Source organism: Arthrobacter sp. 05L428, assembly GCF_056397665.1.
Window position 1 is genome coordinate 38,007 of the sequence record NZ_JBFTNW010000010.1, and the last position, 26,506, is coordinate 64,512.

General features: G+C 67.2%; 25 protein-coding genes and 1 tRNA gene. 8 read left to right on the forward strand and 18 right to left on the reverse strand.

Features of this window, described 5'->3' with window-relative positions:
- Positions 1–53: 53 nt before the first annotated feature.
- Together AC1DH3_RS15470 and AC1DH3_RS15475 are read right to left on the reverse strand one after the other, a co-directional pair.
- Positions 54–2,234, reverse strand: a complete 2,181-nt coding sequence (locus tag AC1DH3_RS15470) for an acetyl/propionyl/methylcrotonyl-CoA carboxylase subunit alpha (RefSeq protein ID WP_476909712.1) — start codon at positions 2,232–2,234, stop codon at positions 54–56.
- Between the two features lie 7 nt (positions 2,235–2,241).
- A complete protein-coding gene (locus AC1DH3_RS15475; protein WP_441419332.1) occupies positions 2,242–3,849 on the reverse strand; it encodes a carboxyl transferase domain-containing protein in 1,608 nt (535 codons plus the stop codon).
- A 156-nt stretch (positions 3,850–4,005) separates the two neighbouring features.
- Between AC1DH3_RS15475 and AC1DH3_RS15480 the strand changes: the two genes are divergently transcribed.
- On the forward strand, positions 4,006–4,632 hold the full coding sequence (locus tag AC1DH3_RS15480; RefSeq protein WP_441419331.1) for an SACE_7040 family transcriptional regulator: 627 nt from the start codon (positions 4,006–4,008) through the stop codon (positions 4,630–4,632).
- Between the two features lie 197 nt (positions 4,633–4,829).
- Positions 4,830–5,177, forward strand: coding sequence for a hypothetical protein (locus tag AC1DH3_RS15485; RefSeq protein WP_476909713.1), 348 nt, complete (start codon positions 4,830–4,832; stop codon positions 5,175–5,177).
- A gap of 199 nt (positions 5,178–5,376) precedes the next feature.
- Here AC1DH3_RS15485 and AC1DH3_RS15490 read toward each other — a convergent pair whose 3' ends face one another.
- The 3 genes from AC1DH3_RS15490 to pdhA are packed head-to-tail and all read right to left on the reverse strand — an operon-like array spanning position 5,377 to position 8,962.
- Positions 5,377–6,777, reverse strand: a complete 1,401-nt coding sequence (locus AC1DH3_RS15490) for a dihydrolipoamide acetyltransferase family protein (RefSeq protein WP_476909714.1) — start codon at positions 6,775–6,777, stop codon at positions 5,377–5,379.
- Entirely contained in the window at positions 6,774–7,784 is a 1,011-nt protein-coding gene (locus AC1DH3_RS15495) for an alpha-ketoacid dehydrogenase subunit beta (RefSeq protein WP_476909715.1), read from the reverse strand. The genes AC1DH3_RS15490 and AC1DH3_RS15495 overlap by 4 nt, the downstream gene beginning before the upstream one ends.
- Positions 7,784–8,962 carry a pyruvate dehydrogenase (acetyl-transferring) E1 component subunit alpha gene (gene pdhA, locus AC1DH3_RS15500; protein WP_476909716.1) on the reverse strand — a complete coding sequence of 393 codons (1,179 nt, stop codon included), beginning with the start codon at positions 8,960–8,962 and terminating at the stop codon, positions 7,784–7,786. The genes AC1DH3_RS15495 and pdhA overlap by 1 nt, the downstream gene beginning before the upstream one ends.
- Positions 8,963–9,157: 195 nt before the next feature.
- Here pdhA and AC1DH3_RS15505 point away from each other — a divergent pair, with 195 nt between their 5' ends.
- The gene (locus AC1DH3_RS15505; protein ID WP_441419327.1) at positions 9,158–9,631 is read left to right on the forward strand and encodes an Lrp/AsnC family transcriptional regulator; all 474 of its coding nucleotides are present in this window, start codon (positions 9,158–9,160) and stop codon (positions 9,629–9,631) included.
- Positions 9,632–9,758: 127 nt separating this feature from the next.
- Here AC1DH3_RS15505 and AC1DH3_RS15510 read toward each other — a convergent pair whose 3' ends face one another.
- Both AC1DH3_RS15510 and AC1DH3_RS15515 read right to left on the reverse strand, forming a co-directional pair.
- Positions 9,759–11,375, reverse strand: coding sequence for a solute symporter family protein (locus tag AC1DH3_RS15510; RefSeq protein WP_441419326.1), 1,617 nt, complete (start codon positions 11,373–11,375; stop codon positions 9,759–9,761).
- Entirely contained in the window at positions 11,372–11,752 is a 381-nt protein-coding gene (locus AC1DH3_RS15515) for a DUF485 domain-containing protein (RefSeq protein WP_441419325.1), read from the reverse strand. The genes AC1DH3_RS15510 and AC1DH3_RS15515 overlap by 4 nt, the downstream gene beginning before the upstream one ends.
- A gap of 229 nt (positions 11,753–11,981) precedes the next feature.
- On the opposite strand from AC1DH3_RS15515, the gene AC1DH3_RS15520 reads away from it, so the two are divergent.
- The 4 genes from AC1DH3_RS15520 to AC1DH3_RS15535 are packed head-to-tail and all read left to right on the forward strand — an operon-like array spanning position 11,982 to position 15,803.
- Positions 11,982–13,199: a sensor histidine kinase gene (locus AC1DH3_RS15520; RefSeq protein ID WP_441419324.1), complete on the forward strand. Its 1,218-nt coding sequence runs from the start codon at positions 11,982–11,984 to the stop codon at positions 13,197–13,199.
- A 27-nt stretch (positions 13,200–13,226) separates the two neighbouring features.
- Positions 13,227–13,946, forward strand: coding sequence for a LytR/AlgR family response regulator transcription factor (locus tag AC1DH3_RS15525; protein WP_175323149.1), 720 nt, complete (start codon positions 13,227–13,229; stop codon positions 13,944–13,946).
- Positions 13,943–14,329, forward strand: coding sequence for a hypothetical protein (locus AC1DH3_RS15530; protein WP_441419323.1), 387 nt, complete (start codon positions 13,943–13,945; stop codon positions 14,327–14,329). Before AC1DH3_RS15525 ends, AC1DH3_RS15530 begins: the two co-directional genes overlap by 4 nt.
- Positions 14,330–14,336: 7 nt before the next feature.
- Positions 14,337–15,803, forward strand: coding sequence for a sodium/solute symporter (locus AC1DH3_RS15535; RefSeq protein ID WP_476893533.1), 1,467 nt, complete (start codon positions 14,337–14,339; stop codon positions 15,801–15,803).
- Positions 15,804–15,835: 32 nt separating this feature from the next.
- Here the strand turns inward: AC1DH3_RS15535 and AC1DH3_RS15540 are convergent, their stop codons facing one another.
- The 6 genes from AC1DH3_RS15540 to rpsB form a co-directional block, all read right to left on the reverse strand.
- Positions 15,836–16,414, reverse strand: coding sequence for a DivIVA domain-containing protein (locus tag AC1DH3_RS15540; protein ID WP_441419321.1), 579 nt, complete (start codon positions 16,412–16,414; stop codon positions 15,836–15,838).
- Between the two features lie 102 nt (positions 16,415–16,516).
- Positions 16,517–17,437 carry a phosphatidate cytidylyltransferase gene (locus tag AC1DH3_RS15545; protein ID WP_476893532.1) on the reverse strand — a complete coding sequence of 307 codons (921 nt, stop codon included), beginning with the start codon at positions 17,435–17,437 and terminating at the stop codon, positions 16,517–16,519.
- A complete protein-coding gene (frr, locus tag AC1DH3_RS15550; protein WP_138769830.1) occupies positions 17,437–17,994 on the reverse strand; it encodes a ribosome recycling factor in 558 nt (185 codons plus the stop codon). Before frr ends, AC1DH3_RS15545 begins: the two co-directional genes overlap by 1 nt.
- Positions 17,995–18,068: 74 nt before the next feature.
- Positions 18,069–18,806 carry a UMP kinase gene (gene pyrH, locus AC1DH3_RS15555; RefSeq protein WP_146335261.1) on the reverse strand — a complete coding sequence of 246 codons (738 nt, stop codon included), beginning with the start codon at positions 18,804–18,806 and terminating at the stop codon, positions 18,069–18,071.
- A gap of 137 nt (positions 18,807–18,943) precedes the next feature.
- A complete protein-coding gene (gene tsf, locus AC1DH3_RS15560; protein ID WP_441419319.1) occupies positions 18,944–19,780 on the reverse strand; it encodes a translation elongation factor Ts in 837 nt (278 codons plus the stop codon).
- 144 nt (positions 19,781–19,924) lie between these two features.
- The gene (rpsB, locus tag AC1DH3_RS15565) at positions 19,925–20,833 is read right to left on the reverse strand and encodes a 30S ribosomal protein S2 (RefSeq protein ID WP_476893531.1); all 909 of its coding nucleotides are present in this window, start codon (positions 20,831–20,833) and stop codon (positions 19,925–19,927) included.
- A 463-nt stretch (positions 20,834–21,296) separates the two neighbouring features.
- Here rpsB and AC1DH3_RS15570 point away from each other — a divergent pair, with 463 nt between their 5' ends.
- Complete coding sequence (locus AC1DH3_RS15570; RefSeq protein ID WP_476909717.1) at positions 21,297–21,812, forward strand: murein hydrolase activator EnvC family protein; 516 nt, start codon at positions 21,297–21,299, stop codon at positions 21,810–21,812.
- 56 nt (positions 21,813–21,868) lie between these two features.
- On the opposite strand, the gene AC1DH3_RS15575 is transcribed toward AC1DH3_RS15570, so the two are convergent.
- The 5 genes from AC1DH3_RS15575 to AC1DH3_RS15595 all read right to left on the reverse strand — a co-directional run bounded on the left by AC1DH3_RS15575 (position 21,869) and on the right by AC1DH3_RS15595 (position 26,491).
- Entirely contained in the window at positions 21,869–23,059 is a 1,191-nt protein-coding gene (locus AC1DH3_RS15575; RefSeq protein WP_441419316.1) for an acyl-CoA dehydrogenase family protein, read from the reverse strand.
- Positions 23,060–23,430: 371 nt separating this feature from the next.
- Positions 23,431–23,504: transfer RNA gene (locus AC1DH3_RS15580), tRNA-Ile, on the reverse strand.
- A 111-nt stretch (positions 23,505–23,615) separates the two neighbouring features.
- Entirely contained in the window at positions 23,616–24,815 is a 1,200-nt protein-coding gene (locus tag AC1DH3_RS15585; RefSeq protein WP_441419370.1) for a glycosyltransferase, read from the reverse strand.
- 108 nt (positions 24,816–24,923) lie between these two features.
- Positions 24,924–25,829 carry a DMT family transporter gene (locus AC1DH3_RS15590; RefSeq protein ID WP_476909718.1) on the reverse strand — a complete coding sequence of 302 codons (906 nt, stop codon included), beginning with the start codon at positions 25,827–25,829 and terminating at the stop codon, positions 24,924–24,926.
- The gene (locus tag AC1DH3_RS15595) at positions 25,829–26,491 is read right to left on the reverse strand and encodes a CDP-alcohol phosphatidyltransferase family protein (RefSeq protein WP_441419314.1); all 663 of its coding nucleotides are present in this window, start codon (positions 26,489–26,491) and stop codon (positions 25,829–25,831) included. Before AC1DH3_RS15595 ends, AC1DH3_RS15590 begins: the two co-directional genes overlap by 1 nt.
- Positions 26,492–26,506: the final 15 nt, after the last annotated feature.

The window sequence follows — 26,506 nt, forward strand, 5'->3', positions numbered from 1 at the left end:
GGGGGTGACTCCTGTGTCTGGTGTGGCTGTGGTGTGGTGGTGGGCGTACGGGGCTAGTCCGCCGCGCCCATCGCGATGACGGCTTCTTCGATCGTGTCTTCGGCTTTCGACGGCTCGGCGGGGTGGATGGTGGCCAGCACCTGGTCCGCCTTGACGAGGTCTCCGGTGCCGGCGCTGATGTGGACGGTGCCGTCCAGCGGCGCCACAAGCTGGTGCTCCATCTTCATGGCCTCCACCGAGAGCAGGACCTGGCCGGCTGTCACGGTGTCGCCGTTGCTGACCGAGACGGACACCACGGTGCCGGGCATCGGCGAGCGCACCGCCGGGTCGGCGGCGCCTTCCTCGCGTTCGACGGCGGCCAGCACCCGGGCGAGCCGGGCCTCGCGGCTCAGCACCTCGAGGCGGCAGGACCAGCCGTCGTTGCCGAGGAATATGTCGGTGGGCGCAGGGCTGTCCGGCCCCGGGTGGTGGGGTCCCGTGGACACCTGTGCAAGGGAGAACCTTCGGGCTTCCCCGTCGAGGGTCACCTCTGCCTGGTCGCGCCCGGCGAAACCCAACGATGCTGTGCGTTGCGGGCCGCCATTGACGCTGACCGTCGCAGTCCCCCGCCCTAGCGAGCCGGACACCTCAACGTTGGCGATTCCGCCGTCGGGCGTTCCGAGACTGATCCGGCGCGGGGCAGCTATACCGAGCCTCCAGCCGTCACGGCGGTGCCAAGGTCCTTCCCCGGCATCAACTGAATCGGGTTCCCGCATCGCCGCGGCGAAGACGGCGGCAGCGGCCACCTCGAAGTCGCCCGCATGCCGGAACGTGAACTCGGGCATCTTGCGTTCGATCAGGCCGGTGTCGAGGCGTCCGGCGCGGACATCGGCGTCATTGATCAGCAGCCGCAGGTACTCGACGTTGGTGTCAATGCCCAGGGCGGTGTACCCGGCGAGCGCCCGGTCCAGGGTGTCCAGGGCCTCCGCCCGGTCCCCGCCCCAGGCGATGACCTTGGAAATCATCGGGTCGTAGCTGCTGGAGATCTGGAGGCCCTCCAGCAGGGCCGAGTCGACACGGACGCGGCCCGCTGCGGCATCCGGCTCTTCGTCCAGCAGCACGACGCGTCCGATGGATGGAAGGAAGTTCTTCTCCGGTATCTCGGCGTACACCCGGGCCTCCACCGAGTGTCCGGTCAGCACGACGTCGTCCTGGCGGAGGGTGAGTTCCTCCCCGGCGGCGATCCGCACCTGCCATTCGACCAGGTCCACGCCGGTGACCATCTCGGTGACCGGGTGTTCGACCTGCAGCCGGGTGTTCATCTCCATAAAGAAGAACTCGTCCGGGGCGTTGTCCGAGACGAGGAACTCCACGGTGCCGGCGCCGCTGTAGCTGACGCTGCGTGCGGCCTGGCAGGCGGCCTCGCCAATCCGGGCACGGATGTCCGCCCCGTCGGGCAGGGTTTCGAGCAGCGGGGAGGGTGCCTCCTCGATGACCTTCTGGTGCCGGCGCTGCAGGGAGCACTCACGCTCGCCAAGGTGGATGACGTTGCCGTGGTTGTCCGCCAGCACCTGGACCTCGATGTGGCGCGGCGTGGTGACGAGCCGTTCCAGGAACAGGGTGTCGTCGCCGAAGGCACTCGCCGCCACCCGGCGGGCGGTGGCCAGCGTGGCTTCCAGGTCCTCAGGCCGTTCGACGACGTGCATGCCCTTCCCGCCGCCGCCGGCGGAGGGCTTGATCAGCAGCGGAAATCCGACGCCGGCCGCCGCCTCGATCAACTGCGCGTCGCTCATGCCGGGTTCGGCGATGCCCGGAACCACGGGGACGCCGTAGCCGGTGACGTGGTTCTTGGAGCGGATCTTGTCTCCCATGACGTTCAGGGATTCGACGCCGGGCCCAATGAACGTGATCCCGGCTTTTTCCAGGGCGCGGGCAAAGTCGACGTTCTCGCTCAGGAAGCCGTAGCCGGGGTGCACGGCGTCGGCGCCGGTGTCCCGGCAGGCCTGGATGATGGCCTCGATCTTGAGGTAGCTCTCGGTGGCGGCCGCGGGGCCGATCCGGACGGCGACGTCCGCCTCGCGCACATGGCGGGCGTCGGCGTCGGCGTCGGAATAGACCGCCACGGAACGGATGCCGAGGGCCCGGAGGGTGCGGATCACGCGGCAGGCGATCTCGCCGCGGTTGGCGACGAGGACGGTGCCGAAGAGCGGCTTCCGGGGTGCTGGAAGAGAAGTAGTCGACGAAAAAGTAGTCATTGCTGGCTCACATCCGGAACAGGCCGAAGGAGGTCTCCGGCAGCGGGGTGCGGGAGACGACGTCGAGCGCCAGTCCCAGGACGGTGCGGGTGTCTGCGGGGTCGATTACGCCGTCGTCCCAGAGGCGGGCAGTGGAGTAGTAGGGGCTGCCCTGGTCCTCGTACTGGGCCTTGATGGGGGCCTTGAAAGCCTCCTCGTCCGCGGCGGACCATTCCTCGCCGCGGGCCTCGTACTGGTCCCGCTTGACGGTGGCGAGCACGCTGGAGGCCTGGTTGCCGCCCATCACCGAGATCCGGGAGGCCGGCCACATCCAGAGGAAGCGCGGCGAGTAGGCGCGGCCGCACATCGAATAGTTGCCGGCGCCGAAGGAGCCGCCGATCACCACCGTCAGTTTCGGCACTCGGGCGGTGGCGACGGCGGTGACCATCTTGGCGCCGTTCTTGGCGATGCCGCCCTGCTCGTAGTCCTTGCCGACCATGAAGCCGGAGAGGTTCTGCAGGAAGATCAGCGGGATGCCGCGCTGGTCGCAGAGTTCGATGAAGTGCGCGCCCTTGAGCGAGGACTCGCTGAAGAGCACGCCGTTGTTCGCCACGATGCCTACGGGGTGGCCGTGCAGCTTCGCGAAGCCGGTGACCAGGGTGGTGCCGTAGTTCTTCTTGAATTCGTGGAAGCGGCTGCCGTCCACCAGCCGGGCGATAACCTCGCGGACGTCGTACTGCGCGTTGACGTCGGTGGGCACCGCTCCGTACAGCTCGTCCGGGTCGGCAACGGGGTCGACGACGGTGTCCACGTCCCAGACGGGGGCCGCCGGCTTCGGCAGGGTGGAGACGATGTCCCGGACAATCTGCAGGGCGTGTTCATCGTTCTCGGCGAGGTGGTCGGTGACGCCGGAGATCTTGGAGTGCACCTCGCCGCCGCCAAGTTCCTCGGCCGTGACGATCTCGCCGATCGCGGCCTTCACCAGCGGCGGGCCGCCGAGGAAGATGGTGCCCTGGTTGCGGACGATCACGGTCTCGTCGCTCATCGCGGGAACGTAGGCGCCGCCGGCGGTGCAGGAGCCCATCACCGAGGCGATCTGCGGGATCTTGGCTGCGGACATCTTGGCCTGGTTGAAGAAGATCCGGCCGAAGTGCTCCTTGTCCGGGAAGACCTCGTCCTGCTTTGGCAGGAAGGCGCCGCCGGAGTCCACGAGGTAGATGCAGGGCAGCCGGTTCTCCAGCGCGATTTCCTGCGCCCGGAGGTGCTTCTTCACCGTCATCGGATAGTAGGTGCCGCCCTTGACGGTGGCGTCGTTGGAGATGACCAGGACCTGGCGGCCGTGGACCAGGCCGATCCCGGCAATCACCCCGGCGCCCGGCGAGTCGCCGTTGTACATGCCCTCGGCCGCCAGCGGGGCGATCTCCAGGAAGGGGCTGCCGTCGTCGAGCAGCCGGTCGATCCGTTCCCGCGGGAGCAGCTTGCCGCGTGCCACGTGCCGTTGCCGGGACTTCTCCGGCCCGCCCAGCGCGACGGCGGCGAGGCGGTCCTTCAGCTCCCGGGCCAGGCCGAGCTGCGCCTCGCGGTTCGCGGCATAGCCCGGGCTGCCCGCGTCCAGCTGGCTGGCGATTGTCTCCATTGACTGCTTTCCGTCCCCGGCCGTGCGGTGCCCGCCCCCGTGGGGCGTCCCGGCCATTTCGGTTAGTAACGCATAACTGAGATTTAGGTTAGTCTCTATTAACTGTGATGTCCAACACAGGATAGTCTCAACACAGGACAGTCGAGAGGGACGCCGGTGACCGAGTCCAGCCAGACAACCCAGCGAAGCCAGGCCAAGGAGAACCGCCGGAAGGCGCTGCTCACTGCGGCGGCCGCCCTCTTCGCAGCGGACGGCTTCAACCGCGTTTCCTTGGAGGACCTGGGCGCCGCTGCCGGGGTCAGCGGGCCCGCCGTGTACCGCCACTTCGCCGGCAAGCAGGCGGTCCTCGGGGCCCTGCTGCTCAGTGTCAGCCAGGACCTGCTGGAGGGCGGCCGCAGTGTGGTGGCCGGATCCGAGGGTGCCGCCGCGGCCCTCGCCGGGCTGGTCGAATTCCACGTGGACTTCGCGCTCAGCAACCCGGACGTCATCCGGGTCCAGGACCAGGACTTCAGCAACCTCGACGACGACGACGAGGCCGAGGTCCGCACCCTGCAACGCAACTACGTCGAGCTCTGGGTGGACGTCCTGGCCGGGCTGCACCCGGACACCGATCCGGCCGAGCTGCGGATGCGCGCGCACGCCACCTTCGGCCTGATCAACTCCACGCCGCATTCGGTACGCAACCACGGACGCCGGATGGCCCTCAAACGGGCCCGGCCGCTGCTGGAAAGCATGGCCCTGGCCGCCTTGACGGCGCCGGCCACACCGCGCCCGCTCGGCTGAGGGCTGGCCTCTTCTCGGCTCAACCCCGCAGCACTCCGGGGCACATTGGCGCGGACACGCCGACAACCAGGGCCAGCCGTCGAACATTGCCCTCAAAGTGCCCCCGGACGGCAAAAGGCCGGGCTCAGCGGGATGCGGCTGGGAGGCCCAATGACTTACTGTTCGTTGCAGATCAACCCCAAGCGGAGAAGGTGCGAGTGGCAGCGTTACGCGACCCAGGCTTCTGGGGGCACGACGGCCGTGTCGGAGTAATTACCCAAGGAACGTGGGCAGATCATCTGGTTTTGGTTTATCCGGACGCTCTGGAGACTTGGACCTTCATACCAAGCTCTACTCCGGAAGAAGAGATGCTTGATTTCTACCCGGTCACGGACCAAGCCGCTGAAGAGGTCATCACGGAACTAGGCATAGTTTGGTTGGCCCGGAACCAGCAAGAGAACCAACTTGAAAGACTGATCTTTGACCAGCGGTCTCATCTGGGCGAGGACACATCCATACGTGGAATGCTTGCTGAAGCGATCAAGCGACTCCTTGGGGAGAAATAAACAGGCGGCCCGTCGAACAGGACAGGCTATTGCCGGCACCCACGGCCAGAAGCATTGGCGGCTCAACCCCGCAGCACTCCGGGGCACATTGGCGCGGACACGCCGACAACCAGGGCCAGCCGTCGAACATTGCCCTCAAAGTGCCCCCGGACGGCAAAAGGCCGGGCACCCATAGCGTGGATGCCCGGCCCCGAAGTGCCTAGACCATCGCCAGCGCCATGCCGGGATCGGCGAGGATGGCGCCCAGGTCCTGCAGGAAGCGGGAGCCCTGTTCGCCGTCGACCAGCCGGTGGTCGAAGGACAGGCTCAGCGTCATGACCTGGCGCAGCGCCACCTCGTCCTGGTACTCCCACGGCATCTTCCGCACCGCGCCGAGAGCCAGGATGGCGGCCTCGCCGGGGTTGAGGATGGGCGTGCCGGCGTCGATGCCGAAGACGCCGATGTTCGTGATGGAGATGGTCCCGCCGGAGAGGTCCGCCGGGGCCGTTTTGCCGGCCCGGGCGGTCTCAGTCAGCTCCGTAAGCGCGGTAGACAGCTGCAGCAGCGACATCTGGTCCGCGTCCTTGATGTTCGGCACGGTCAGCCCCCGCGGCGTGGCGGCCGCGATGCCGAGGTTGACGTAGTTGAACTGGACGATCTCCTGGTTGGCCTCGTCCCACCGGGCGTTGAGCGTCGGGTGGTTGCGCAGCGCGATCAGCACAGCCTTGGACACCAGCGTCAGCGGTGTCAGCTTGTAGCCCGCGAACGAGCGGCTGGCCTTGAGCCGGCCCAGCAGCTCCATGGTGGGCGTGACGTCGAGGGTCAGGAACTCGGTGACGTGCGGCGCCGTGAAGGCGCTGGATACCATGGCCGCCGCGGTGAACTTCCGCACGCCCTTGATCGGGGTCCGGGTTTCCCGCTCGCCCTGTACCGGTGCCGGCGCAGCGGCCTGGCCGCCGGCGAGTTCCTGGGGCGCCACCGGAAGGTCGCCGCCGCCAACGAAGTTCCGCACGTCATCGCGGGTGATGAGCCCGCGCTCCCCCGTGCCGGTGATGGCTCCGAGGTCGACGCCGAGGTCCTTGGCCAACTTGCGCACCGGCGGCGTGGAGCGCGGACGCTCTGCCGGAGTGGTGTCAGCGCCATGGGTGTCTGCCACCGGCGCGGGTTCGGCCACGGTCTGCACGGCTGCCACGACCGGCGCGGCAGCCGGGGTTTCAGCGGGAGCCGCCGGAGCTGCCGGGGCTGCCGCGGCGGCGAAGCTGCGGGCGCGGCGGGCCGGACGGCCGGAGCCTTCCAGCACGGCGCCGTAGCCTACCAGGTTCGGTTCCCGCTTGGCGGGGGCTTCCCCGGAGTCACCGCCGCCGTCGTCGCCCTCGATCTCGAAGGAGACGATCGGCTTGCCGACCTCAACCACGGTGCCCGGCTGCTCATGCAGCGCCGTCACGACGCCGGCGAACGGCGAGGGCAGTTCGACGACGGCCTTGGCTGTTTCCACCTCGGCGATGATCTGGTTAAGCGTGACGGTGTCCCCGACGCCCACCTTCCACGCGACGATTTCTGATTCCGTCAGGCCTTCGCCGAGGTCCGGAAGCCGGAATTCCTTGATCATGGTGGCGGTCATCCTTCCAGCCCGCTAAGGGAGTTGGGGCGGCCCAGGGCCCGGTCGACGCCGTCGAGGATCCTGTCCAGGCCCGGCAGGTGGTGCATTTCAAGCTTTGAATACGGGTACGGGACATCGAAGCCGGTCACCCGGACGGGCGCCGCTTCGAGGTGGTAGAAGCAGCGTTCCGTGATGCTGGCGGCCACTTCGGCGCCGAGGCCGCCGGACTGGCTGGCTTCGTGCGTGATGACCAGCCGGCCGGTCTTCTGGACCGAGGCCTCCAGGGTCGCGAAGTCCAGCGGGGCCAGCGAGCGCAGGTCGATCACCTCGACGGAGACGCCTTCATCCGCGGCAGCGAGCGCGGCGTCGCGGGCGGTCTTCACGAGCGGACCGTAGGCGACCAGCGTCACGTCGGTGCCCTCGGTGACCACGCGCGCTTTCTCCATGGACAGGGCGGCGGCGAGGTCGAGCGACTCATCGACTTCGCCCTTGTCGTGGTAGCGGCGCTTGGGCTCGAAGTAGAGCACCGGATCGTCAGAGGCGATGGCCTGCTGGATCATGGTGTGGGCGTCCTGCGGGTTGGAGACGCTGACGACGCGCAGGCCCGAGGTGTGGGTGAAGTAGGCCTCGGGCGACTCGGAATGGTGTTCCGGTGAGCCGATGCCGCCGCCGAAGGGCACGCGGATGGTGATCGGCATCTTGACCGCGCCCTGGGTGCGGTAGTGCATCTTGGCAACCTGGCTGACAATCTGGTCGAACGCCGGGTAGATGAAGCCGTCGAACTGGATTTCCACCACCGGGCGGTAGCCGCGGTAGGCGAGGCCGACGGCGGTGCCGAGGATGCCGGATTCGGCGAGCGGGGTGTCCACCACGCGGTGCTTCCCGAAGTCTTTCTGCAGGCCGTCGGTGACGCGGAAGACACCGCCGAGGGTGCCGATGTCCTCGCCCATGAGGATCACCTTGGGATCGTTTTCGAGGGACTTGCGCAGGCCCGAATTAATGGCTCGGGCAAAGGTCATCTGCGTCATCAGCGTGCACCTTCTTCGGAAGCGGCCTCTGCGGGATCGCCGAAGGAAGCCAGGTAACGGGTGTAGTGGTCCTGCTGGCGCTCCAGCGAGGAGTTGGGCGTGCTGTACACGTGCTTGAAGATGTCCAGCGGTGCCGGTTCCGGCATGTTGATGGTGCCGGAGCGCAGTTCCTTGGCGACGGCGTCGGCTTTGGCGGCGACGGCGGTTTCCAGCTCTGCGGTCAGCAGGCCCTTACGGTCGAGCAGGGTCTTCAGCCTGGCGATCGGGTCCTTCGCGGCCCAGTCCTCGAGCTCGTTGGCGTCCCGGTAGCGGGTGGGGTCATCCGCCGTCGTGTGCGGTCCCATCCGGTAGGTGACGGCCTCAATGAAGGTGGGTCCCCCGCCGCGGCGGGCACGGTCGATGGCGATCCTTGTGGCGGCCATGACGGCCAGCACGTCATTGCCGTCGACACGCATGCTCGGGATGCCGAAGCCGGAGGCGCGGTCCGCGATCTGGATGTGGGATTGCAGCATAACGGGCTCGGAGATGGCCCAGTGGTTGTTCTGGCAGAAGAAGACCACGGGGGCCTGGAAGCTCGCCGCGAAGACCATGGCCTCGTTGACGTCGCCTTCGCTGGTGGCGCCGTCGCCGAAGTAGGCCACGGCCACCGAATCAGCGCCGTCGTTCTGGATCCCCATGGCGTACCCGGTGGCGTGCAGCGACTGGGCGCCGATGATGATTTGCTGCGTCGCCACGTTCACCGTGTAGGGATCCCAGCCGGCCAGGGCGTTGCCGCGCCAGGCTTTCACGATGTCCGCCGGCTGGACCCCGCGGACATAGGCGACACCGTTGTCACGGTAGCTGGGGAAGACGAAGTCGTCGTGGCGGAGCGCACGTGCCGAGCCGATCTGGGATGCTTCCTGGCCCAGCAGCGGAGGCCACAGGGCGAGCTCACCCTGGCGCTGCAAGGCGGTGGCCTCGGCGTCGATCCGGCGGATGGCCACCATGTCCTCGTAGAGCGAGGTGAGTTGTTCGTCGCTCACGTCCTGGACCCAGGAGTCGAACTCCGGATGGCTTACGCGCTCACCTCCCGGGGTGATGAGCTGGACGAGATCGCCGCCCGAGCGCCTGTTTGATTCTGCACTGTTCCCGGGGCCGCCGGCGGCAATGCCGCCCTTGCCCGCGTCGTCGGTAAACACAGTTTGTCCGCACCTTCTGACGTCGTCTGACCCTGCCCGCGGGACTCGTGATCCCTACGCGCGACGGCCACCCGGGCGCCGTTGCCCCGGATAATTGTGACCCTACTCACAACTGCCATTGGGTACAACCACCCTCGAATAAATTGAGCATTCTGCCCTGTCTGGCCCTTTGGGACCGTGCTAACCTTGCGCATTATGCAAGCTTTGGATGGCACCGACACCCGCCTACTTTCGGCCATGGCGAGGGATCCCCGGCGTACCGTGGTGGCACTGGCGCAGAAGCTGGGCTTGTCGCGCAATACGGTGCAGGCCCGGATGGCCCAGCTGGAGAAAAAGCACGTCTTCCTCTCCTTCGAACGCCGGATCAACCCGGCCGCCCTGGGCTATCCCCTGATGGCGTTCATCTCCGTCCACGTCCAGCAGCAGAAACTGGGCCAATTGGCGGTGGAACTGGCGGGCATCCCGGAAATCCTGGAAGGCTACGGCCTCACCGGTTCCGCCGACCTGCTGCTCCGGGTGGTCGCCCTCGACGCCGAGGACCTCTTCCGGATCAACGGCAAGATCCTCGCCTGCGACGGCGTGGAGCGCACCGATACCGCCCTGGCCATGGGTGAACTGATTCCCTTCCGGATCCAGCCGCTGCTGGAACGCGGCTCCGCGGAGGCCTGAGCCGTTCACCTGACTGCCTGGCAACCGCAAGGCAAAGAGGAGCCCCCGTGCAACTGCACGGGGGCTCCTCGTCATTGGTGTTGCCTGCCGGGGCCGCCTGCTTGTGGTCCGCGGCCCGGCCGGGCGTTTAGTGGTTGGTGGCCTTTTCGGCGCCCACCCCGGTCAGGGAGCGGACCTCCATTTCGGCCTGCTTGGTGGTGTCTTCGAGCTTCTTGTCCAGGACCGTGCCCAGCCAGCCCAGCAGGAAGGCGAGCGGGATGGAGACGATGCCGGGGTTGCTCAACGGGAAGATCGCGAAGTTGGCCCCCGGGATCATCGACGTTTTGGCGCCGGAGACCACCGGGGAGAGCGCGATCAGGATGATGGCCGAGCCGAGCCCGCCGTACATGCTCCAGATGGCTCCCTGGGTGGTGAACCGGCGCCAGAACAGCGAGTACACGATCGTGGGCAGGTTGGCCGAGGCCGCCACCGCGAAGGCGAGTGCTACGAGGAACGCGACGTTCTGTCCGTTGGCGAAAATTCCGCCGATGATGGCGAGCAACCCGATCACGACGACCGTGCGACGGGCAACCTTGACCTCGGTATTGGCGTCGGCCTTGCCCTTGGCGATGACGCTGGCATAGATGTCATGCGCGAAGGACGCTGCCGCCGTGATCGTGAGGCCGGCGACGACGGCCAGGATCGTGGCGAACGCCACCGCGGAGATGAATCCGAGCAGCAGGGGTCCGCCCAGGTGGAAGGCCAGCAGCGGCGCTGCCGAGTTGACGCCGCCCGGCGCCCCCTTGATCGTGTCGGCACCCACCAGCGCGGCTGCGCCATAGCCCAGGACCAGCGTGAACAGGTAGAAGATACCGATCAGCCAGATGGACCACACCACGGACTTGCGGGCTTCCTTGGCGGTCGGAACCGTGTAGAAGCGCATCAGGACGTGCGGCAGGGCCGCCGTGCCGAGGACGAGCGCCAGGCCAAGGGACATGAAGTCAAGCTTGGAGGTCTCGGTCTTGCCGTACTGCAGGCCCGGGTTCAGGATGCTCGGGTTCTTCGAGGTTTCCACCGCGCCGCCGAGCAGGTCGGAGAGGTTGAAGCCGTAGATGGCCAGCACCCAGAAGGTCATGACGGCCGCGCCGGCAATGAGCAGCATGGCCTTGATGATCTGGACCCAGGTGGTGCCCTTCATGCCGCCGATCAGCACATACATGATCATCAAGGCGCCGACGACGACGATCACGAGCGCCTGGCCGCCCCAGTCGCTGATGCCCAGCAGCAGCGAGATCAGGCTGCCGGCTCCCGCCATCTGGGCCAGCAGGTAGAAGAAGCAAACGGCCAAGGTCGAGATGGCCGCGGCGATGCGGACTGGGCGCTGCTTGAGCCGGAATGAAAGGACGTCGGCCATGGTGAACTTGCCGGTGTTGCGCAGCAGTTCGGCCACCAGGAGCAACGCGACGAGCCACGCCACGAGGAAACCGATGGAGTACATGAAGCCGTCATAGCCGTTGATGGCGATGGCGCCGGTGATACCGAGGAACGAAGCCGCAGAGAGGTAGTCGCCGGCGATCGCGGTGCCGTTTTGCGGGCCCGTGAAGGAGCGGCCGGCGGCATAGTAGTCCGCCGCGGTCTTATTGTTTCGGCTCGCCCTGACGACGATGACCATGGTGATCGCGACGAATAGGGCGAAGATGCCCATGTTCAGCGCGGTGGTGTCCTTGAGATCCGCAACGTTGACCGCGGGAACCATAAACGTCATTTTGTTTCTCCGCTCACTCGGTTGCCGTGCTTGTCGAACTCGTGGCCTTCGATTCCGTGGCGGATATCGGCGGCGATCGGGTCCAGTTTCCGGTTCGAGTAGCTGACGTACCAGCCGGTGATGGCGAACGTGGAGACGAACTGCAGCAGGCCCAGGATCAGGCCGATGTTGATGTTGCCCCAGACCTTGGTGGACATGAAGCCCACCGCGTAGTCGGCCAGCAGGACGTAGGCGAAGTACCACAGCAGGAATGCGATGGCCATCGGAAAGACAAAGCTGCGGTGACGTTTACGCAGTTCCTGAAACTGCTCCGTCGATTGGACTTCCTTGAAGTCCACGAACGCCGGTGCGTCCGTTTCTTGGGCTTCGTGACCCATCGTTCCTCCTCATTGAGACTGGCGAGCCACCCCCGGTTACCCCGGGCTCCGGGAAACAGACTTCCGGCCTTGTGTGACTGCAATCACTGTGCCTCGTGATGCGTATTACATTCCAGCACCGCCGTGTTTCCCGTCGCTCAACGGTCGCGATGCTGCGCCCAACGGCGCCTTTCGGCCGTTCCGCCGGTGGTCTCCCCCGGCCTGCGGGCCGCCACGCTACGCTGGCAGCATGCCGGACTCTCCCCTCTTCACCGCCGCGGCGATCGCCGTGATCGCCTTGGCAATCGCCGTCGTCGTGGCTGTAGGGCTCAAGGTCCTGCGCTCCTTCCGCGAGCTGGGTACCGACGCGGAACGCGCCACCTACAAGACGTTGCACGCGGCGTCCCGCGCCGGCCAGTATCTGCGCACCGGACTGAACCCGGCCGGCGCAGCCAAGGCGAGCCGCCAGCTGCGCAGCCTGCTGGGCTGCGATGCCCTGGCGATCACCGACACGACCGGGGTGCTGGCCTGGGACGGTGCCGCCGAAGAGCTCAAGCCCGCCTTGATGGGCCTCGCCGCCAAGGTACTGGAAGGCGGCCACACCGCCGTGATCCCGGCAGGCGAACTGCAACTGCTCGCCAACGGCAAGGCCGCCGCGCCGCTGGCCCCCGGGACGGAACGCGCCGTCGTGATCGCCCCGATCAAGGCCAGCACCCGGGTGGTGGGCGTGGTGGCGGCCTTCGCCCCGGCGGCCGGCGCGGGGCTGGTGCGCGCCACCAGTGAGGTGGCCGACTGGGTGGCGACGCAGGTGGAACTGGCCGAGCTGGACGCGTCCCGGACGCTGCTGATGGAGGCCGAGGTCCGTGCGCTCCGGGCCCAGATCAGCCCGCACTTCATCTACAACTCGCTGAACGCGATCGCGTCCTTCATCAACACCGACCCGGTCCGCGCCCGCGAGCTGGTGGTGGAGTTCGCGGATTTCACCCGATATTCCTTCCGCCGGCACGGCGACTTCACCACGCTGGCCGAGGAACTGCGCTGCATTGACCGGTACCTGCTCCTGGAGCGCGCGCGCTTCGGCGACCGGGTGCAGGTGAGCCTGCGGATCGCCCCCGAGGTGCTCAGCACCGTCATCCCGTTCCTGAGCCTGCAGCCGCTGGTGGAGAACGCGGTCCGGCACGGGCTGGAGGCCAAGGAGGGCCCGGGCCACATCAGCATCACGGCCAACGACTCCGGCGCCTTCGCCGAGGTGACCATCGAAGACGACGGCGTCGGCATGGATCCCGAGAAACTGCGTGCCGTCCTGGCCGGGCACAGCGACGGCGAACACGTCGGCCTGCACAACGTCGATGCCCGGCTGCGGCAGGTGTACGGCGAGGACAACGGCCTGGTGATCGAGACGGCGCCGGGCGAAGGCACCCTGATCACCATGCGGGTGCCCAAGTCCCAGCCGCGGCACGACGCCTGAGCCCATACCCGGCAGTACCCTAGAACCATGATTAACGTCCTCGTCGCCGATGACGAGCTGCCCGCTGTCGAGGAGTTGGCCTTCCTGCTGGGCCGGGACGAGCGGATCGGAGCGATCCACCGTGCTTCCTCCGGCGCCGAGGCGCTGCGCGCCCTCGAGTCCCAGGAGGTCGACGCCGTGTTCCTGGACATCCATATGCCGGCCCTCTCCGGCCTGGACATCGCCCGGGTCATCGCCCGCAGCGCCAAGCCTCCCGCCGTCGTCTTCGTCACCGCCGACGAGGACTGCGCGCTGGAGGCGTTCGAGCTGGCGGCCGTCGACTACCTGCTCAAGCCGGTCCGCGCCGAGCGGCTGGCCAGGTCGATCGGACGCATCAGTGAGCTGATCCGTGAGGGGGCACCGGCGCCGGAGATGATCACGGTGGATCTGGGTGGAACCACCAAGATGATCCGGCGCGAGGACGTCACCTACGTCCAGGCGCAGGGCGACTACGCCAGGCTGCACACCGCGGACGCCAGCTACCTCATCCGGGTGCCGCTGGCAGACCTCGAGCAGCAGTGGGCCGATGCCGGGTTCCTGCGTATCCACCGCTCGTACCTGATCGCCCTGAACCACGTCGGCCACATGAAACTGGCCGCGGCCCGTCCCAGCGTGACCGTCGCCGGGGCCGAACTGCCGATCAGCCGCCGGCACCTGCCGCCGGTCCGGGAGAAACTCGAGGCGACCCGGATCCGGCCGCAGGCATGACCCGGGTCCGCGTCACCGCACCGCGCAGCTTCAAGGTAGGCAGCGCCGCGTCAGGCAGCATCGCCGCCGGGCGCTCGGCCGCCGACACGCGCGAGGCCGCCGAGGAATCCGACGCCGGGCAGGTGTTCGTCCGCTCTCTAATCCGCTCCCAGCTCCGGCTTGGCATCGTGGTGGCCGCCGGTTTCCTGCTCATCCTGCTCGCCTTCGCGCTGATACTGGGGCTGGTGCCTGGCCTGGCCGAGCTGCGGATCGCGGGGCTGCCCTTCGACTGGGTCCTGCTGGGCGCCGGGATCTACCCGGTGATCGGGCTCAGCGCCTGGCTGTACGTCCGCACGGCCGCGCGGAACGAGTCCCGCTACCGCGACCTGGCCGGGGACAAGTGAGGCGCGGGTGAACCCGGTCGTCGGCATCGCGGCCTTCGCGGCGGTCTCGCTGGCCACCGCCGTCATTGGTTTCTACGGCCTCAGGGTCTCGCGCACCACCGGGGATTTCTACGTCGCCTCCCGCACGGTGCGGCCCTGGTGGAACGCCTCGGCGATCGGCGGCGAGTACTTGTCCGCCGCCAGTTTCCTCGGCGTCGCCGGACTCATCCTGCTTTCCGGCACCGATGCCTTGTGGTTCCCGGTCGGGTACACAGCGGGATATCTGATGCTCCTGTTGTTCGTGGCCGCCCCGCTCCGCCGGTCCGGCGCGTACACGATTCCCGATTTCACCGAGGCCCGGTTGGATTCCCGGGCGGTCCGCCGGGTCACGAGCTTCGTGGTGGTGGTGGTCGGCTGGCTTTACATCGTCCCGCAACTCCACGGCGCGGCGCTGGCCATCCGGATCACCACCGGGCTGCCGGCCTGGGTGGGACAGGTGGCCGTGGTCGCCGTCGTGTGCGTGACGGTGGTGTCCGGCGGGATGCGCTCCATCACTTTCGTCCAGGCGTTCCAGTACTGGCTGAAGCTGACCGCGCTGGCCGTCCCTGCGCTGTTCATCCTGCTGGTGCTGGCCGGCAACGGCTCGCGTGCGGTCGCCGAGGCGTCGGTGAACCCCACCGCGATGGCCCCGGCCGGGCCCTACCAGAACATCTCGCTGCTGGTGGCGCTGCTGTTCGGGACCCTGGGGCTGCCGCACGTGCTGGTGCGCTTCTACACCAACCCGGACGGCCAGTCGGCGCGCCGGACGACCTTGATTGTGCTCGGCCTGCTCTCGGTCTTCTACCTGTTCCCGACGGCGTACGGCCTGATCGGGCGGACGTTCGCCCCGGGGCTGGCCAAGAGCGGCCAGGCCGATGCCCTGGTGCTGCTGCTGCCGGGCCGGATGATCGGCGGAACGGCAGGCGACCTGCTCTCCGCGCTGGTGGTGGCGGGCGCCTTCGCCGCCTTCCTGTCCACCACCTCGGGGCTGGTGGTGTCGCTGGCGGGTGTCATCAGCCAGGACATCCTGGGCGGCAGCGTGCGCGGGTTCCGGCTCGCGGCGCTGATCTCGGCAGTGGTTCCGCTGGGGATCGCGACCATGACGGACTCCACGGCGCTGGCCGGGAGCGTGGGGCTGGTCTTTGCCTTCACGGCCTCGACCATCTGCCCCGTGCTGTTGCTGGGCATCTGGTGGCGCGGGCTGACAGACGCCGGCGCGATCGCCGGAATGCTGACCGGGGCGGTGTCCTGCGGCGGCGCCATGCTGGCCGGCGCCATGCTGGGCTCCGCCGGCACGCCGCCGTGGCTCGCGCAGCCGGCCGCGTGGACGGTCCCGGCTGCGTTCACGGTGATGGTCCTCGTCTCGCGGGCCACCCAGGGCCGGATTCCGCGGACCATCACCCGGCTGATGACCAGGCTGCACACCCCGGAACGGCCGCTCGCCACCGAACGGTGACGCGCCAGTCTGTGACGCGTCGGCCGGTGGCGTCAGTCGATCGCGGCCATCAGTTCAACGACGCGGTCCAGGAACGCGTCGACCTGGCTTTCCTCGTAGCCTTCGCGTCCGACGGCGGGACGGAAGACGGCGCGGCGGATGTTGTCCACGCTGAGCGGCTGGTCCTCCTCGAGGTAGCCGATCAGCTCGTGGCAAAGGTCGTCGACGTCGGTGGTGTTGTAACTGCGCACCTTGGCCTTGGCCGGGCGGCGGAAGCGCTGGCCGTCGGGGCGGTGCAGGCGGCCGCGGAGCAGGCCCGCGAGCCGGCCGATTTCACGCAGCCAGGCTTCCTCGCCGCGCTCCCCGATCAGTTCGTCGCGTTCCCGGCGGGCCAGGGCGTCCTCGAGGCGGTCCAGGGCCGCGTCCACCCCGGCGGCTGAGTAGCCGCCCTTGACCGGGTCGAAGGAGACGGCCCGGACATCGGCGCTCTTGACCGCCCGTCCCGCGGCCTGGGGTGTTTCGAACGAGACCCGCGCGCGCTGCAGGAACTGGTCCACCTGCTTGGCGTTGTAGCCGTACTGGTTCCGCTGAACGCGGTCAAAGGAGGCCGGAATCTGCCGTTGAATGTCCACTGTAACTATGTTTCCTTCGATGCCGTTCGGCTCTGGTTGCGCCAACTTCAGGCGTGTTTGCCCGGCACCATTCTAGGCACCGGGAGGAGGCGGGATGCCGCCCTAGCCGCCGGCGCCGGCGGAGAAGATCATGAATGCCACCGGGGAGGCGAAAACGATGGAGTCAAGGCGGTCCATGACTCCCCCGTGGCCGGGCAGGATGCTGCTCATGTCCTTGATGCCGAGTTCGCGTTTGACCATGGATTCGGCCAGGTCGCCGGCGGTCGCCGCGGCGACCATGCCCACGGCGAGGGCGGCGCCGAACCACCAGGGTTCGCCCAGCACGTAGACGCTGGCAAGGATGCCGACCAGGACGGCGCCCGCGATCGACCCGCCGAAGCCTTCCCAGGACTTCTTCGGACTGATCTTGGGGGCCATCGGGTGCTTGCCCAGCGAGGCACCGACGAGGTAGCCGAAGGTGTCGTTGGAGACCACCAGCAGCAGCAGGGTGCCGATCTGCCAGGCCCCGATCGGCACCACACCGCCGGGCCAGGGTCCGATCGGGGTGACGCCGCCGGAGGCATGCAGCGGCAGCACGGCGAAACTGATCAGGAACGGAACCCATGTCATCGTGAAGACGCCGGCGAAGATGCTGCGCGCGGACCCGGCCGCCCCCTCCAGGGAGCGCCACAGGAGCACCGCGACGCTGCTCAGCAGCAGCGCGAACAGTAGACTTTCGGGGCCGCCGAAGTAGGCTGCGAGCGGCATCGCCACGGTGCCCGTCATCGCCGGGATGATGGGCAGCCGGGTGCCGGAGGCCTCCAGCGCGCGGAACACCTCCCAGACGCCGAAAACGGCAAAGGCGGTGACGATCAGTACGAAGGCCAGGGGCAGGAACAGCAGGCCGCCCAGCACGGCGAAGAGCATGGCAAGGCCTACCGCCGTGGCGGCAGGAAGGTTCCTGCCGGCTTTGGGCGTCGGATTCTTCCGCTCTCTCCCCCGCACCCGGACGCGAGGTCCGGATGCCTGCTGTTCGTCCCCCATCAGACCTCGAGCAGCTCGGCTTCCTTGCGCTTGAGCAGCTCGTCGATGCCGTCGACGTGGGCCTTGGTCAGGGCGTCGAGTTCCTTCTCGCCGCGGGTGCCCTCGTCTTCGCCGGCTTCGCCGTCCTTAACCAGCTTGTCCAGGGTTTCCTTGGCCTTGCGGCGGATGTTGCGGATGGACACCTTGGCGTCCTCGCCCTTGGACTTGACGATCTTGACGTATTCCTTGCGGCGTTCCTTGGTCAGCTCCGGGATGGTGATCCGGATGACGTTGCCATCGTTGGAGGGGTTGGCCCCCACCTCGGAGTCGCTCAGGGCCCGCTCGATGTCCCGCAGGGCGGTCTTGTCGAACGGGGTGATGAGGATGGTGCGGGCGTCCGGGACAGCGAAGGAGGCCAGCTGCTGCAGCGGCGTCGGCGAACCGTAGTAGTCCACCAGAACCTTGTTGTACAGGCCCGGGGTGGCACGTCCGGTGCGGATCGAGGCGAAGTCTTCCTTGGCTACCTCAACCGCCTTGTCCATCTTGTCCCCGGCTTCGAGCAAGGTTTCTTCGATCACGTTCTCTCCTCAGAAATTGGTGCGCACCCCTTTGCCCGGGGAGCGGAGCTGTCCTAAAAACATCCTAGCCGCAGCTAGGGGGTGACTACGGTGCCCAGGTCCTCGCCGCGGATGGCCCGGGTGACGTTGCCTTCGCCCTCCATGCCGAACACCACCATGGTCAGGTTGTTGTCCTTGCACATGGTCATCGCCGTCTGGTCCATGACCCGGATATCGCGGCGCAGGGCCTCGTCGTAGCTGAGCCGGTGCAGTTTCTCGGCTGAGGGGTCCTTCTTCGGATCGGCGGTGTAGACGCCGTCGACCCCGCTCTTGGCCATCAGGACGACGTCGGCGTGCACCTCCATGGCGCGCTGCGCGGCGACGGTGTCGGTGGAGAAGTACGGCAGGCCGGCGCCGGCGCCGAAGATCACGACGCGGCCCTTCTCCATGTGGCGGATGGCGCGGCGCGGAATGTACGCCTCGGCAACCTGGCCCATGGTGATGGCGCTCTGCACGCGGGTCTCCACGCCGGCCTGTTCCAGGAAGTCCTGGAGGGCGAGGCAGTTCATCACGGTGCCGAGCATGCCCATGTAGTCGGCGCGGGAGCGGTCCATGCCGCTCTGCGAGAGTTCGGCGCCGCGGAAGAAGTTCCCGCCGCCGACGACGATTGCGACCTCGACGTCGGGAACGGCGGCCGCGATCTGCTTGGCGACTCCGCGGACCGTGTCCGGGTCAACGCCCAGTTTGCCGCCGCCGAAGACCTCGCCGGACAGCTTCAGGAGCACGCGGCGCCTGGTCTTCTTTGGCTGGGCTGAATTGTTGACGGTATCCATGGTGCCTTCCCGTTGGTGAGCTCTGAAAAAGGTTATCGTGCCGGGGGCCAAAGGCTGCATTCCGCCCCGGGCCAGCGTGAGCGGATGCATGCAAAAGGGGCGGCCACCGCAGTGACCACCCCCTCAGCGTGACTTACTTAGGAACCGACGCGGAAACGCGTGAAAGCGGTTGCCTTGACGCCGGCCTCTTCGAGGACCTGCGCGACGGACTTCTTGGCATCCTTGGCGAATGCCTGGTCAACGAGGACCTCGCCCTTGTAGAAGCCGGTAACGCGGCCTTCCACAATCTTGGTCATGGCAGCCTCGGGCTTGCCCTCGGCCTTGGCGGTTTCCTCGGCGATGCGGCGCTCGGACTCGACCAGCTCGGACGGAACGTCCTCGCGGGTCAGGTAGTTCGGGGCCATCGCGGCGATGTGCACGGCGACGTCGTGGGCGGCGGTGGCAGCAGCTTCGCCTTCGCCGTCAACGGCGAACAGCACGCCGACCTGGGCCGGGAGGTCCTTGGAGGTCTTGTGCAGGTACGCGTCGACCGTGGGGGCCTCGATGCGGGCAATACGGCGGACGACAACCTTCTCGCCCAGGATGGCGCCTTCTTCGACGACGACCTCGGAGAGCGGCTTGCCGTCGACGTCGGTGGCCAGCAGGGTGTCGAGGTCGGCAGCGCCGGACTCAACAGCAACAGCGAGCACCTTGTCGGCGAGCTGGATGAACTTGTCAGCCTTGGCGACGAAGTCGGTCTCGCAGTTGACCTCGATCATCACGCCGACGCCGCCGTCGACCTTGGCAGCAACCAGGCCTTCCGCGGTGGAGCGGCCTTCGCGCTTGGTGGCGCCCTTGAGGCCCTTGATGCGGATGATTTCGATGGCCTTCTCGGCGTCACCGTTGGCTTCGTCAAGAGCCTTCTTGACATCCATCATGCCGGCGCCGGTGCGCTCGCGCAGAGCCTTGATATCAGCGGCAGTGTAGTTCGCCATGTGAACCCCTCTGTCTAGAAATTTTGTGTGGTGTACGGACTGACAGGACGGCTGCTCACCGAGTGAGCGGCCATCCTGTCAGTACCCCTTGCGCAGCAGGCAGCTGCCTGCAGCGGTCGGGGAGATCCAGATTTACTTGTCTGACTACTTGGCTTCGTCGGCGGCCGGAGCAGCTTCGGCAGCGTCAGCGGCCGGGGCAGCTTCGGCGGCGGGAGCCTCCGGGGCAGCCTCTGCGGCTTCCGGAGCAGCAGCTTCAGCGGCGGCCGGAGCGGCAGCCTCTTCGGCCTTGCTGCCTTCGAGGAGCTCGCGCTCCCACTCGGCCAGCGGCTCTTCCGGAGCTTCCGTGGTGCCGGTGGCGCGCTGGTTGCGGGCGATCAGGCCCTCAGCAACGGCGTCGGCAACAACGCGGGTCAGCAGGTTTACGGAGCGGATGGCGTCGTCGTTGCCCGGGATCGGGAAGTCGACTTCGTCCGGATCGCAGTTGGTGTCCAGGATGGCCACAACCGGGATGTTCAGCTTCTTGGCCTCGTCAACGGCGAGGTGTTCCTTCTTGGTGTCGACAACCCAGAGGAGCGAAGGCGCCTTGGTCAGGTTGCGGATACCACCGAGGTTGGTCTCCAGCTTGGTCAGCTCGCGGCGAAGGAGCAGCAGTTCCTTCTTCGTGTAAGCGGAACCGGCGACGTCGTCGAAGTCGATCTCTTCGAGTTCCTTCATGCGCTGGATGCGCTTGGAAACCGTCTGGAAGTTGGTCAGCATACCGCCGAGCCAACGCTGGTTCACGTACGGCTGGCCGACGCGGGTTGCCTGCTCGGCGATGGCTTCCTGTGCCTGCTTCTTGGTACCGACGAAGAGGACGGTGCCGCCGTGTGCAACGGTGGCCTTCACGAACTCGTAGGCACGGTCGATGTAGGACAGCGACTGCTGCAGGTCAATGATGTAGATGCCGTTGCGCTCCGTGAAGATGAAACGCTTCATCTTCGGGTTCCAACGACGGGTCTGGTGTCCAAAGTGGACGCCGCTGTCAAGCAGCTGGCGCATAGTTACGACGGGCATGCCGACGCTCCTTCCGGCAGGTCATTCATGAGAAAGCCCTGGGCTCTCTTACCCTGCCAATAGTTGACGGTTATTTAGCAACACCCAGGCGGGTGTTCCTCCTGGCATCCACCGCACCCCTCATCCGGACCCTGGGGCCGGACCGTAAGAGGCGCAGTCCTCCGCACCCGGAAGCCGGGCTTCGGACAGGGAGGGCTGGATACGCGTAGTCAGCCACTGCTCCCGCACTCCTGAATGAGATGTGCTGCCGCTCCAAATGACTGGAACAAAAACGGATCCAGCCAAAGTGAACAAGGCATGAGGGCACAGCAAACTGCTCCACCAAGTGTACTACAGCAGACCTGCCCGAATGGACCGTCTCGGGGTGCCCGCGGAGGGGGCTCCGAGTGTGGCTCCGGCGGGAAATCCACATAGCCTTCGAGGGGACTTTCCGGGCCCGGGCCGGCCGCCGCAGGCTGACAGCATGAAGGCTACTCTCTTATTCGCAGCATTGCTGCTAGTCCCGGCCCCGGCAACAGGACAGCCGGCTTCCCCACCCGGGAGCTGGAGCTGGCCGCTCTCCCCCAGGCCCGCGGTGCTGCGCGTCTTCGACCCGCCGGACCGGCCCTGGCTCAGCGGCCACCGCGGCGTGGACCTGCAGGCTGCGTACGACGGCGCTCCGGTGACCTCGCCGGCGGCGGGCACGGTCGCCTTTGTGGGCTTTGTGGTGGACCGGCCGGTGGTCACCATCGACCACGGCAACGGCCTGCGGAGCAGTTTCGAACCCGTCGCAAGCACGCTGCGGCCCGGCGAGGCCGTCGCGGAGGGGTCGGTGCTGGGACGGGCGCTGCCCGGCCACTGCGGCGGGACGCCCTGCATCCACTGGGGCGTGCGGCGCGGCGACGATTACCTCAATCCGCTGGCCTTCGTGATGGACCTGCGGCCCTCCATCCTGCTGCCGCCCGTGAATCCCGGTCCGGGACAGGGCGGCTCCGGATGAAGGGCCGCAAGGGTGCTGCGCGGGACGGCCGGCGTGCACGGCCGGCCGAGGACCGATTAGACGATGGCCGAGATCCCCGTGATTGCCCGGCCGGTGACGAGGGTGTTGATCTCGTGGGTGCCCTCGTAGGAGTAGATCGCTTCGGCGTCGGAGAAGATCTTGGCCATCTCGTAGTCCGTGACGATGCCGTTGCCGCCGAGGAGGCTGCGGCCGATGGCGACACTTTCGCGCATCCGCGCCGTGGTGAACGCCTTGGCCAGGGCCGACTGCTCGTCCTTGGCCTCGCCGGCGTCCTCAAGCTGGGACAGGCGGACCATCATGCCCATCGAGCTGACGACGTTGCCGAGAATCTGCACGAGCTGGTGCTGGACCAGCTGGAAGGAGGCGATCGGGCGGCCGAACTGGCTGCGCTCGACGGCGTAGCGGCGGGCGACGTCGAACGCGGCGAGCTGCTGGCCGACGGCCTGCCACGCGACGGACAGGCGGGTAACCTTCAGGACCTTGTTGGTGTCCCGGAAGCTGTTGGCGTTGGCCAGCTTGAAGAAGTCCGGCACCACGACGTTCTCGAGGGTGATGTCGGCGTTCTGGACGGTGCGCAGCGAGATCTTGTTCTCGATCTTGGTGGCAGTGTATCCCTCGGTCTTAGTGTCCACGAGGAAGCCCTTGACCTGGTTGTCGGCGAGGTCGCGGGCATAGATGACCACCCAGTCGGAGAAGGTGGCGTTGCCGATCCAGCGCTTGGCTCCGTTGAGGATCCAGCTGTCACCCTCGCGCCGGGCGGTGGTGCGCGTGCCACCGGCGACGTCGGAGCCGCCCAGCGGCTCGGTCAGGCCGAAGGCGCCGATTTTCTTCAGGGAGTAGATGTCCGGCAGCCAGGCGTCCTGCTGCTCCTGCGAGGCGAGCGCCTCGATCGAGCCGGTGAAGAGCCCGTCGTGCACGCCCAAGAAGGTGGCGATCGAGGTGTCCGCACGGGTTGCCTCGGCATGCAGGATCCCGGCGAAGAGATTCGAGTAGCCCTGGCGCTTGACCGGGCTGACCAGGTCGATCTCGGCCAGCTTCGGGATCAGGTCCATCGGGAACTCGCCGCGGTTCCAGCAGTCCACCGCGATCGGCTTCACCTCACGGGCCAGGAACTCGCGCACCTCCGCCAGCCGGTCCTTCTCCTTGCCGCTGAGCAGCTGTTCGAAAGCGAAGAAATCGCCATCGGCGTAGGGGAGGTTGTTGATGTCGATTGCAGCTTTGGACATGTTGTTCCTTCACTTGTGATCGGCAGCGATCAAAAGGGCGCGGGCTTCGCGCCGCGGATATGTTACTCGTGAGTAACATATCCCAGCTTTCGGCCGGGTGGCAAGTGACGGGGCACACGGCAGGCCATGGATCCTCCCGGCAGGAGGCGAGGGGTGCGCCCGGATACCGGGTCGCAGCGGGATGGCTGCCGGATGGCAGGGGGTCGCCGGGACGGTCGCTGCGCGGGGTCGCCGGGCAGGCCGCTGCGCGGGGCCGCTGGGCGCGGTCGCTGGACCGGCCCCTGGGGCGGGAGACGAAAAGGGCCGCAGCTGACGAAGGACGTCCGCTCCGGCCCCGGGGACACGGCGTGTCCAGGGAACTGTTGATGATGTAGGGCTACTCGGACTTGAACCGAGGACCTTAGGATTATGAGTCCCGCGCTCTAACCAGCTGAGCTATAGCCCCGTGGGCCGGAACGGTCACGCCCTGACGGGCCCGACCATTCCGGGCAAAAACACTCTAGCAATAGTAGTCGCCCCGGCTCGGGCAACGACCGCCTACGGCGATCCGGGCCGCTTAGACGACCAGGTCGTCGTAGCTGGCGCCGCGGTAGATGTCCTCGAAGGTTTGCAGGGTGCGTTCGATGCTGTGGCTTTCCACCATGCTTCGGCTCGCCTTGCCCATGGCCGCACGCTCGTCCGCCGGCAACGACAGCACGCGTTCGATCTTGGCCGCCAGGTCGTTGCTGTCATTCGGCGTGAACAGGTAGCCGTTCTCGCCGTCGTGGACCAGGTGAGGCAGGGCCATGGCGTCGGCCAGCACCACCGGGGTGGACGCGGACATCGCCTCCAGGGTGACGAGGGACTGCAGCTCGGCGGTGCCGGGCATGCAGAACAGGTCCGCGCTCAGGTAGGCCCGGCGCAGTTCCTCGTCGCTGGCCAGGCCAAGGAACTTCACACGGTCTTGCAGGCCCAGCCGTTCCACCTGTGCCTCGAGTGCGGGCCGGACCTCGCCGCCGCCGACGACCTCCAGGTGGACGTCGAGCGCCGCCGGCGTCTTGGCTACGGCGTCGATCAGCACGTCGATGTGCTTTTCTTCGGCGAGGCGGCCGACGAACAGCACGGTGGGGCTGGCGTGCGGCGTTGATTCCTCGCCCGGCTTCAGTTCGTAGGCTGCGGCATCGATGCCGTTGGACAGCGGCAGGACCTTGCGCAGGAAGGCGTGCTGGTGCATGGCCTTGGCCGCGAGCGGCGTCGGCGTCGTGACGACGTCGGCCTGGCCCATGACCTTGCCCATGTCGCGCCACGACACGCGGCCGACGATGTCCTTGAACCACTGCGGGAAGGGCAGGAACGGGTTGAGGTTTTCGGGCATGAAGTGGTTGGTCGCGACGATCCTGATGCCGCGCTTGACCGCCTCGTAGAGGACGTGTTCGCCGATCATGTAATGGCTTTGGATGTGCACGACGTCCGGCTGGATCCGGTCGAACAGCAGGCCTATTTCCTTCTTGATCTCCCACGGGAAGGTGATCCGGAAGTACTCGTGGGTCGGCACCGAGTGCGAGCGGAGCCGGTGCACGGTGGCCTCGTCGCGGAACTCGCTGAAGCTCTTGCCCTTGCTGGGCCGGCACGCCAGGACATGGACGTCATGCCCGCGGCCGGTCATGCCCTTGGCCAAGCGGTAGCCGAACTGTGCGGCACCGTTGACATCCGGCGGGTAGGTGTCAGCGGCAATCAGGATGGTCAGCTTTTTGTCGGCTTGGTCATTCTCGGGCATGGTCACGGGGATAGCTCCTGGTGGTCACGGTGCGGTCAGCGGGGCTGTGGTGGCCGGCTGGCCATCGGCACAGGCGGCGGGCCTGCGCCAGAAGTCTGTGGCGCCGCCCTAGGACAGCCGTCCCGCGGCTTTCCGCGCGTCCTTCTTGCGCTTGGTGACCTCGGGGTGGTGCCTTGAAAGGGCGATCACTCCCACGATAGCAAGGAGTGCGGCCGCGCCCATGGCAATCGCCGTCACGGCGTGGACGTCGGGCCGCAACTCCCCCAGGATCACGATGCCGATCGCGATGCCGATAATCGGGTCGATGACGGTCAGTCCGGCGATCACGAGGTCGGGCGGACCTCCGGAGTAGGCGCTCTGCACAAACCATGAGCCCAGCCCGCCGGCGGCAAGGATGGCGACCAGCGTGTACCACTGGACGTTGAGCAGGAACTGCCCGTTCGGGTCGACCAGGTGCTTGCCGATAATGCGGGTCAGGACCGCCACGAAGCCGAACAGGACGCCGGCGCCGAGGATGTACACGAAGGCGCTCATCCGGTGGTTGAAGAGCAGCGCCAGTGTTCCAAAGAGGCTTACGGCCAGGGCCAGCAGCAGCACGATGGTCAGCTCGTCCGAGCCGCTGACGTGGTGGTTTTCCTGGGTGACGTTCACAGCGAGCACCACGAACAGGGCCGAACCGGTGACGCACGAACTGATGGCCACGACGGTGGCCCGGTTCATGCTCAGCCCTTGGTCTTTGGCATTGATGATGGTGGTGATGACGAGGGCGATCGCTCCGATCGGCTGGACCACGGTCAGTGGCGCCGAGACCAGGGCGACGGCATTCATCGCCGTCCCGACGCAGAGCAGCATGAGCCCCAGGACCCAGCGCGGGTTGCGGATCAGGCGGAGCAGTCCGTGGGAACTGAGCGCCAGCCCTCCGGTGTCTGCCTTGACCGCACTCCCCTGCCGTTGGGCGCCGAAGGCCAGGAAGAAGGAGCCAAGTACCGCCAGCACAACCGCAAGCCAGACCATCAGCGGAGGCCGCCGTCGTCGATGTCGCCCTCGCTGGCGTGCTGACCGCGGGCGTTGCCGGCTTTGAGGTCCCGGCCCTTGCGGATGATGGCCCAGAAGTAGTTGTAGGCCGCGATCCAGTGCCCCACGAGGCCCAGCCCCAGGAAGATCCAGGCAGCCACAAAGTAGGCGTCGGTCCCGGGGACGGGCAGCTTGGAGAGCACCAGCAGGGGGGTGCCGACCAGCAGCAGGGCGGTGCGGATCTTGCCGGTCCGGCTCACGGGCAGGTCCGGGTGGCTGTGGAAGTAAAACAGCGAGATGGAGAGCAGCACAAGGTCAGGGACGAGCAGCGCGGTCAGGTACCACCACTCGACGACGCCGGCGATCACGAGGGTGACGGCCACCGCGATGAGCGAGAGCCGGTCCGCGATGGGATCCATGATGCGGCCCAGCTTGGACATCTGGTTGAAACGGCGGGCAATGTAGCCGTCCACCCAGTCGGTGCTGCCCATGACCGCCAGCACCAGGGCGGCGGCGCCGTATTCCTGCTTGGCCAGGACCAGCCAGATGAAGAGCGGGACGCCGAGGAACCGGACCACGGTCAGCAGGTTGGGAACGGTGAAGACCAGGTCGTGATGGATCTGGGGCTGTCCGGGGCGTGTGCCAGCGCCGATGAACTTCATCCGTTCCCCCTTTCC

Coding starts and splice junctions, on each gene's coding strand:
- AC1DH3_RS15525 (WP_175323149.1), top strand. CDS start 13,227: ATGATTAACGTCCTCGTCGCCGATGACGAGCTGCCCGCTGTCGAGGAG.
- AC1DH3_RS15495 (WP_476909715.1), bottom strand. CDS start 7,784: ATGACGCAGATGACCTTTGCCCGAGCCATTAATTCGGGCCTGCGCAAG.
- AC1DH3_RS15505 (WP_441419327.1), top strand. CDS start 9,158: ATGCAAGCTTTGGATGGCACCGACACCCGCCTACTTTCGGCCATGGCG.
- AC1DH3_RS15570 (WP_476909717.1), top strand. CDS start 21,297: ATGAAGGCTACTCTCTTATTCGCAGCATTGCTGCTAGTCCCGGCCCCG.
- AC1DH3_RS15520 (WP_441419324.1), top strand. CDS start 11,982: ATGCCGGACTCTCCCCTCTTCACCGCCGCGGCGATCGCCGTGATCGCC.
- AC1DH3_RS15545 (WP_476893532.1), bottom strand. CDS start 17,437: ATGGGGGACGAACAGCAGGCATCCGGACCTCGCGTCCGGGTGCGGGGG.
- AC1DH3_RS15530 (WP_441419323.1), top strand. CDS start 13,943: ATGACCCGGGTCCGCGTCACCGCACCGCGCAGCTTCAAGGTAGGCAGC.
- AC1DH3_RS15595 (WP_441419314.1), bottom strand. CDS start 26,491: ATGAAGTTCATCGGCGCTGGCACACGCCCCGGACAGCCCCAGATCCAT.
- AC1DH3_RS15585 (WP_441419370.1), bottom strand. CDS start 24,815: ATGCCCGAGAATGACCAAGCCGACAAAAAGCTGACCATCCTGATTGCC.
- tsf (WP_441419319.1), bottom strand. CDS start 19,780: ATGGCGAACTACACTGCCGCTGATATCAAGGCTCTGCGCGAGCGCACC.
- rpsB (WP_476893531.1), bottom strand. CDS start 20,833: ATGCCCGTCGTAACTATGCGCCAGCTGCTTGACAGCGGCGTCCACTTT.
- AC1DH3_RS15575 (WP_441419316.1), bottom strand. CDS start 23,059: ATGTCCAAAGCTGCAATCGACATCAACAACCTCCCCTACGCCGATGGC.
- AC1DH3_RS15475 (WP_441419332.1), bottom strand. CDS start 3,849: ATGGAGACAATCGCCAGCCAGCTGGACGCGGGCAGCCCGGGCTATGCC.
- AC1DH3_RS15515 (WP_441419325.1), bottom strand. CDS start 11,752: ATGGGTCACGAAGCCCAAGAAACGGACGCACCGGCGTTCGTGGACTTC.
- pyrH (WP_146335261.1), bottom strand. CDS start 18,806: ATGGATACCGTCAACAATTCAGCCCAGCCAAAGAAGACCAGGCGCCGC.
- AC1DH3_RS15490 (WP_476909714.1), bottom strand. CDS start 6,777: ATGACCGCCACCATGATCAAGGAATTCCGGCTTCCGGACCTCGGCGAA.
- AC1DH3_RS15590 (WP_476909718.1), bottom strand. CDS start 25,829: ATGGTCTGGCTTGCGGTTGTGCTGGCGGTACTTGGCTCCTTCTTCCTG.
- AC1DH3_RS15510 (WP_441419326.1), bottom strand. CDS start 11,375: ATGACGTTTATGGTTCCCGCGGTCAACGTTGCGGATCTCAAGGACACC.
- AC1DH3_RS15470 (WP_476909712.1), bottom strand. CDS start 2,234: ATGACTACTTTTTCGTCGACTACTTCTCTTCCAGCACCCCGGAAGCCG.